At 64.4% G+C, this 6,244-nt stretch carries 4 protein-coding genes; all 4 read left to right on the top strand.

The genetic code is table 11. The annotated features are described in order from the left end of the window. Positions 1–209 precede the first annotated feature (209 nt). The 4 genes from G3480_RS15465 to G3480_RS15450 all read left to right on the top strand — a co-directional run bounded on the left by G3480_RS15465 (position 210) and on the right by G3480_RS15450 (position 6,238). Complete coding sequence (locus tag G3480_RS15465; RefSeq protein ID WP_164654796.1) at positions 210–1,352, top strand: MFS transporter; 1,143 nt, start codon at positions 210–212, stop codon at positions 1,350–1,352. A gap of 166 nt (positions 1,353–1,518) precedes the next feature. Next, positions 1,519–3,609, top strand: a complete 2,091-nt coding sequence (gene glgX, locus G3480_RS15460; RefSeq protein WP_164654795.1) for a glycogen debranching protein GlgX — start codon at positions 1,519–1,521, stop codon at positions 3,607–3,609. A 208-nt stretch (positions 3,610–3,817) separates the two neighbouring features. Further along, entirely contained in the window at positions 3,818–5,116 is a 1,299-nt protein-coding gene (locus tag G3480_RS15455; RefSeq protein ID WP_240905841.1) for a glycoside hydrolase family 57, read from the top strand. A 114-nt stretch (positions 5,117–5,230) separates the two neighbouring features. Next, the gene (locus tag G3480_RS15450) at positions 5,231–6,238 is read left to right on the top strand and encodes a DUF4912 domain-containing protein (RefSeq protein WP_164654794.1); all 1,008 of its coding nucleotides are present in this window, start codon (positions 5,231–5,233) and stop codon (positions 6,236–6,238) included. Positions 6,239–6,244 lie beyond the last annotated feature (6 nt).

The raw sequence follows: 6,244 nt of genomic DNA, 5'->3' as shown, positions 1-6,244 counted from the left end.
CGGGCGGTCTTTGCCTCAGTGTCCCACCTGCTTGTACCGGGGGGGTGGGGGGCGCCCCCCCCGTTCCGGGGGGGCCTGGCGGGCGTGGCGCCCGCTCCCACCGACCGCGGGCGTCATGCGCGATTCCATCGTTCGGAACGCGCGTCTCTCCCGACCTTTGAGACGTCGCTGGAGCTTACTGGAGCTTAAGAAGAGGACAGGTCGATCTCATGCCGTATTGGCGACTTTCCAGCTACTACCTCTTCTACTTCGCCTCGCTAGGGGCACTCGTGCCCTATTGGGGGCTCTATCTGCAGAACCAAGGGCTCAGTGCGCTCGCCATCGGCCAATTGATGGCGATCCTCTCGGGCACCAAGATCGTCGCGCCCATGCTCTGGGGCTATATCGTGGATCACACCGGGCATCGGATGCGTGTGGTTCGCCTTGGGGCCTTGCTCTCGGTGCTGGGATTCGCGACCGTCTTTCTCGCGCACGGCTTTTGGCAACTCGCCTTGGCGATGTTCCTCTTCAGCTTCTTTTGGAATGCATCCCTGCCCCAGATGGAGGCGGTGACCTTCAATCATCTGGGTGCCCAGCCTAGCCGCTATGCCTTGGTGCGTGTCTGGGGCTCGGTTGGTTTCATCCTGGTCGTGGCCGCCTTGGGGCTTAGCCTCGAGACCGGACCCTTATCAATGGTCCCCGTCTGGGTGCTCGTCCTTGTCGTGGGGATCTGGCTCAGCGCCCTGGTGGTTCCGGACAGTGCGCCCGAGCAGAGTGAGCATGCCGCGGTGTCGCTCAGATCGCTGTTGACCAAGCCCAGCGTGATCGCCTTTTTCGCCGCCTGTTTCTTGATGCAGCTGAGCCATGGGATCTACTACGCCTTCTATTCGATCCATCTCGAGTCGTCTGGCTATTCCAGCGTCGCCGTCGGCAATCTCTGGGCCCTCGGCGTGGTCGCCGAGGTCTTGGTCTTCTTGGTGATGCACCGTTTGCTCGATCGCTTCGGTGCTCGGCGGGTGCTGCTCTGGAGTCTTGCGCTGGCGGTGGTGCGCTGGCTCGCGATCGGTGCCTTTGTGGAGACGCTGGCGATCCAATTGGTCGCGCAAGTCTTGCATGCCGCGACCTTCGGCACCTTCCACGCCTCCGCGATCCACTTGGTCCACCATATCTTTCCCGGGCGCACGCAGGGGCGCGGGCAGGCGCTCTACAACAGCCTCAGCTTCGGTGCCGGCGGCGCGGCCGGAAGTCTCATCGGCGGCATGCTCTGGGCGTCGCAGGGTCCGCTCGTGACCTTTGGCGTTGGGGCCGTCGCGGTGTTCGTCGGCTGGTTCGTCGCACTGCTCTGGATGAACGCTGAGATGCGGCGCCTTTGATACTGGGTCTGGCGGCGAGGGCGCGCAAGCATCACAGGACTGCCATGCGTCGCGTGTTATGATCCGGCGCGCCTTGGGCGCGATGCAATCTCGCGCGCCCGGCGGCGCACCTGAGCCATCGGTGCGCCGCCCCCTGATGAGTCAGCCCTTCTGAGACACCGCTGCTATGCCCCCAGCCAATCGTACCTATCGCGTTCTCCCTGGCCGCCGCTACCCTCCCGGGGCGACGGTCGAGGACGATGGGGTCAATTTTTCCGTCTTCAGTCGCCATGCCGTCGGGGCCGAGCTGCTGCTCTATCACAGCGCCTCCTGCGAGACACCCTTTCAGATCATTCCACTGGATTCCAAGCACCATCACACCTTCTTCTCCTGGCATGCGTTGGTGGTGGATCTGCCACCGGGAACTCACTACACCTGGAGGATGGAGGGCCCCAATGACCCGCACGGACATGGCTGGCGGTTCGATTCCGAGATCGAACTGGTCGATCCCTGGGCGCGCGCGGTGAACGTCAGCAGCTGGAATCGCTGGCGGCGTCAGCGCGAGGGCGTGAGACCCCACGACTCGCCCCGGGGCATCGTGCTGGCGGAGGAGTACGACTGGGAGGGCGATCAGCCGCTGCGGCTGCCGACGGAGCAGTCCATCATCTACGAACTCCACGTCGGCGGCTTCACCCGTCATCCCAGCTCGGGCGTTAGGCACCCTGGCACCTTCGATGGGCTGGTGGAGAAGATTCCCTATCTGAAGGAGCTGGGCATCACCCACGTCGAGTTGATGCCCGTGATGGCCTTCGATGAGCAGGACGTGCCGGATCAGGTCTGGGATTCCGGGCTACGCAACTATTGGGGCTACAGCAGCTTCGGGTTCTTCTCGCCGCATCCGGGTTTTTGCGTGACGCCGGAGCAGGGCACGCACAGGCGTGAGCTGCGGGACATGGTGAAGGCGCTGCATCGGGCCGGGATCGGGGTCATCCTGGACGTTGTCTTCAACCACACCAGCGAGGGTGGCGCGCGCGGGCCCACCATGACCTTCAAGGGCTTCGGCAATGAGACCTTCTATTGCCTGGATGCCCTCGACAAGGGCATCTACCTGGATTTCACGGGCTGCGGCAACACCGTCAACGCCAATCACCCCTTGGTGACCCACTTCATCCTGGATGCGCTGGAGTATTGGGTCCGCGAGATGCACGTGGACGGCTTCCGCTTCGATCTGGCTAGCGCCATGGCGCGTGACGCCGAGGGCCGTCCCATGGCCAATCCGCCCGTGCTCTGGGAGATCGAACTCTCGGATACCTTGGCGGCCTCCAAGATCATCGCCGAAGCCTGGGATGCGGCGGGTCTCTATCAGGTCGGCAGCTTTCCGGGCTACCGCTGGATGGAATGGAACGGCCGCTACCGTGACAGCATCCGCCGCTTCGTACGGGGCGATCCTGGAATGGTGTCCGAGGTCGCAACGCGGCTGGCCGGTAGTAGCGACCTCTATGAGGCCAACCTGCGCAAGCCGATCAACAGTGTCAACTTCGTGACCTGTCACGATGGCTTCACGCTGTGGGATCTGGTCTCTTACGACCGCAAGCACAATCTGGCGAACCGCGAGGGCAACCGCGACGGGACCAACGACAATTTGAGCTGGAACTGCGGGGTCGAGGGCGAGACCTCAGATGCCAACGTTCTGGCGTTGCGGCGTCGCCAGGCCAAGAATCTGATGACGTTGCTCTTGCTCAGCCAGGGCATCCCCATGCTGTTGGCGGGCGATGAGGTGCTCCGCACGCAGCAGGGCAACAACAACGCCTGGTGTCAGGACAATGCGCTGAGCTGGCTGGACTGGTCTCTGATGGAGCGCGAGCGCGCGATGCTGGGCTTCGTGCGCGGCCTGATCGCGCTGCGTAAACGCCATCCCAGCCTACAGCGCCGCCATTTCTTCTCTGGCCAGCTCGCGCCCGGCGCGGAGATGCCTGATGTGAGCTGGCATGGGACTAAGCTCGACGACCCAGACTGGGATGACCCGGAGTTGCGCTGGCTGGCCTTCACGCTGGCCCCGGTCCAGCAGGACGAAGCGATCTTGCATGTTCTCATCAACATGGACGAACGCGCCCGTGTCTTCGAGCTGCCCGAGCTCGGCTCGGCGCACTGGTCTGTGGCGGTCGATACGGGGCGTGCGTCGCCGATGGACGTTGTTGCTCCGGACGATCAGACGCGCGTCGATGCCGCTCAGCAAGTGGCGCGGGCGCGCACGATCTTGGTGTTGGAGGCGCGCTGAAGTCGCCGGCGCCTTGCCGGCTTATCCGCGCTGCGCGCTGGGGCGGCCTGATCCAGTGGCTTTGACCGTAATCAGCGCATTGTTTAATGTTGACGGCAGGAGAGCGCGGTCCCGCCGGTCGGTGCGCGCTGCTCGGGTGATTTTCAACGGGGCGCGGCATTGCATCGGCAGGGTTGGTGACGAACCGACGGGGTCGTTGTGAGGATTCATGGCCGAGAGAACCTTTTTTCACGCGCTCGGGCTGCACATGCATCAGCCTCCGGGCAATCTTCGGCTGCTGATCGAAGCGAAGCCTCGGGACGCGGAGGAGATCATTCGCTGCTATGAGCGGGCGGTCCGCTACGCCGAGGTCTACGCGGATGTCGCCCGCTTCCATGTCGGCTTCTCCGGGGTGCTGCTCGAGCAGCTGCTCGATCCGGTCGTCGTCGACCGCTACCGACATATCATCGATATCCCGCAGATGCTCGATCGCTACCGTGCCGCCGCCAACATCGAGCTGGTTGGCATGGGGTATTACCATCCGATCTTTCCCTTGATTCCCTGTGATGACTGGCTCGAGCAGCTCGAGCGGGGTCGCGGCATCATGGAGCGGGTCCTCGATCGGGTGCCACGCGGTTTCTGGCCGCCGGAGACGGCTTTCACGCTCGAGATGATCCCGGCACTTCTCCAGGCCGGTTACGAGTACGTCGTGGTGGATGGCGACCATGTGCTCCCGGAAGATGGGGTCAGCGATGGTCTAAGACCCTATACCGCCTGTTACGATGGCCTCTGCATGACCGTGATTCCGCAGCATCGTGACCTCTCCAAGGCCCAGTCGAACGGGCTCGATGCGCAATGGCTTGAAGATGAACTCCGCTGGCGCGCTTCGGCCTCGCCCAGACCGGATGCCGAGCGTCTTTTCGCCAGCTGGTCGGACGGCGAGAACGGCAGTTGGTTCAGGCAGACCAGTGAGCCTTCGGGTTTCTTTGGTCGTTTCTTCGCGCCTTATATGGAGCGCTGTCGCAGCGGCAGTTGCAGCGTGCTGCCAGTGTGCATCAGCGACTATCTCGCGCACGCCGGGCCCTTGCCCCGTGCGACCATTCAGTCGGGCGCCTGGAACGTCGGCTGCGCCTCGGACGACGCCCTCATGCATTGGGCCGGCAGTCCCGCGCAACGTGAGGCCATCGCCCAGGTGCGCAGGCTGAGCCGGCGCTACTGGACGCTATGCCGTTGTCGTCCCGATGGCTACGAGGTGGCCGGGGACGCCATGGTGCACGCCCGTCGGTTGATCCTCGAAGCGGAGACCAGCTGCTTCCTGTGCTGGGGCGACGCCTGGATTCCGCATCTCTATGCCCGTACGATGCCCGCCGAGGCCGCCCTTGACGAGGTCACGCAGGCGCTGCGTCAGCTCGGTGTCGAGCCAGGCGTGAGCGCCGAGGCGGCGGCGGGGGACGCCACGTCCGGGCCGGCGAGCCCGTCGGGGATCGAGTCCGTCCAGCAGGACAAGCGCTCTGATCCGGGGCGCTGAGAGACGCATTTATCTGGGCGTTGCGCTCAAGCGGGAGAATCAACTATCGAATCTGAGTCCGCTTCTTTACCAGGCTCGTCGGGCGAGTCGACCCATGACGCCAAGGGCGCACCTGTGCTGGACGCGGCCAAGTCGAGTGACGAATTCGCGGTGGGCGTGACGCCGGATCTTGCCGCCCCGAGCTTACCCCTTCTTCCAGAGTTCCCGCTCGAGCAGGTCGTGACGAGCCTGGTGCTCTATCCAGGGGCGCCGGAGGAGCTGCGCGTGCGCTGGAGTCTCGGGTCGGATGACTTCGTCAGCTATGGTGCCGGATTTCCCGCCGATGGAGGATCTCCCGAGGCGGTCTTGCGTCTGCGGCGGCTGTGCGCCGAGGGCGGTTCCGAGACGGCTCAGGAGATTCGGCTCCGGCTGCAGGGTCTCGGCGGGGATGGGGACGCGGGCTTCAGGGTCGCGGGTGACTATGAGGCATTCGAGGCTGAACTCGGCCTCTCCAGCGCGGCGGGCGGATGGCTGCTGCTTGCGCGCTCCAATCGCCTTCAGCACGCGACCGGCATCGGGCTTGAGGCACTGGCTTCGCTCGAGCGGCCAATGCCTCCCTTGGGCTCGCTGCCGAGAACGGAGGTGAGCGAGCTGGGTGGCGACTTCGCGGCTCCGGCGCGCGCGGTCGATCAAGGGAGGGCGATGCGATCCGGGTCCTTACCGTCAGACCCTGTCGGGGGGCGGCAGACCGAGGCCGAGGCGATGTCGGGGGCGAATGCCTCGCCGGTCGTTGCACTGGGATGCCAGATGATCGGCGAGCAGGTCGCAACGCTGCCAGGATTGTCGGTGCAGACGCAGCCCCAGGGAGAAGGTGATGGGAATGCGACGCTCACCCCAGTCCGGCTGCCTTCCCTCGTATATGGTGAACCGAGCCCGATCGTTGCTGGCCTCATGGTCGAGGCTGAGTTGCACATTCGTGGCTGGGCGCCTCCTAACAGCGAGATTGATCTCTTCGGACATCCCTATCCTGTTGGGCCGGGTGGCGGTTTTCAGCTCGTGCTCAAAGTAGATGATGCGGAACTGCTGAAGCGGGCGCTGGACTTGCACTTGCCGCCAGAGATCGGGAATCGGCGTAGGCACTGAGCGGCG

Origin of the sequence: Thiorhodococcus mannitoliphagus (genome assembly GCF_010915725.1) — a bacterium.
Classification (GTDB): Bacteria; Pseudomonadota; Gammaproteobacteria; order Chromatiales; family Chromatiaceae; genus Thiorhodococcus; species Thiorhodococcus mannitoliphagus.
Note: the sequence above shows the minus strand (reverse complement) of the source record. Positions and strands in the feature narration are given on the sequence as shown.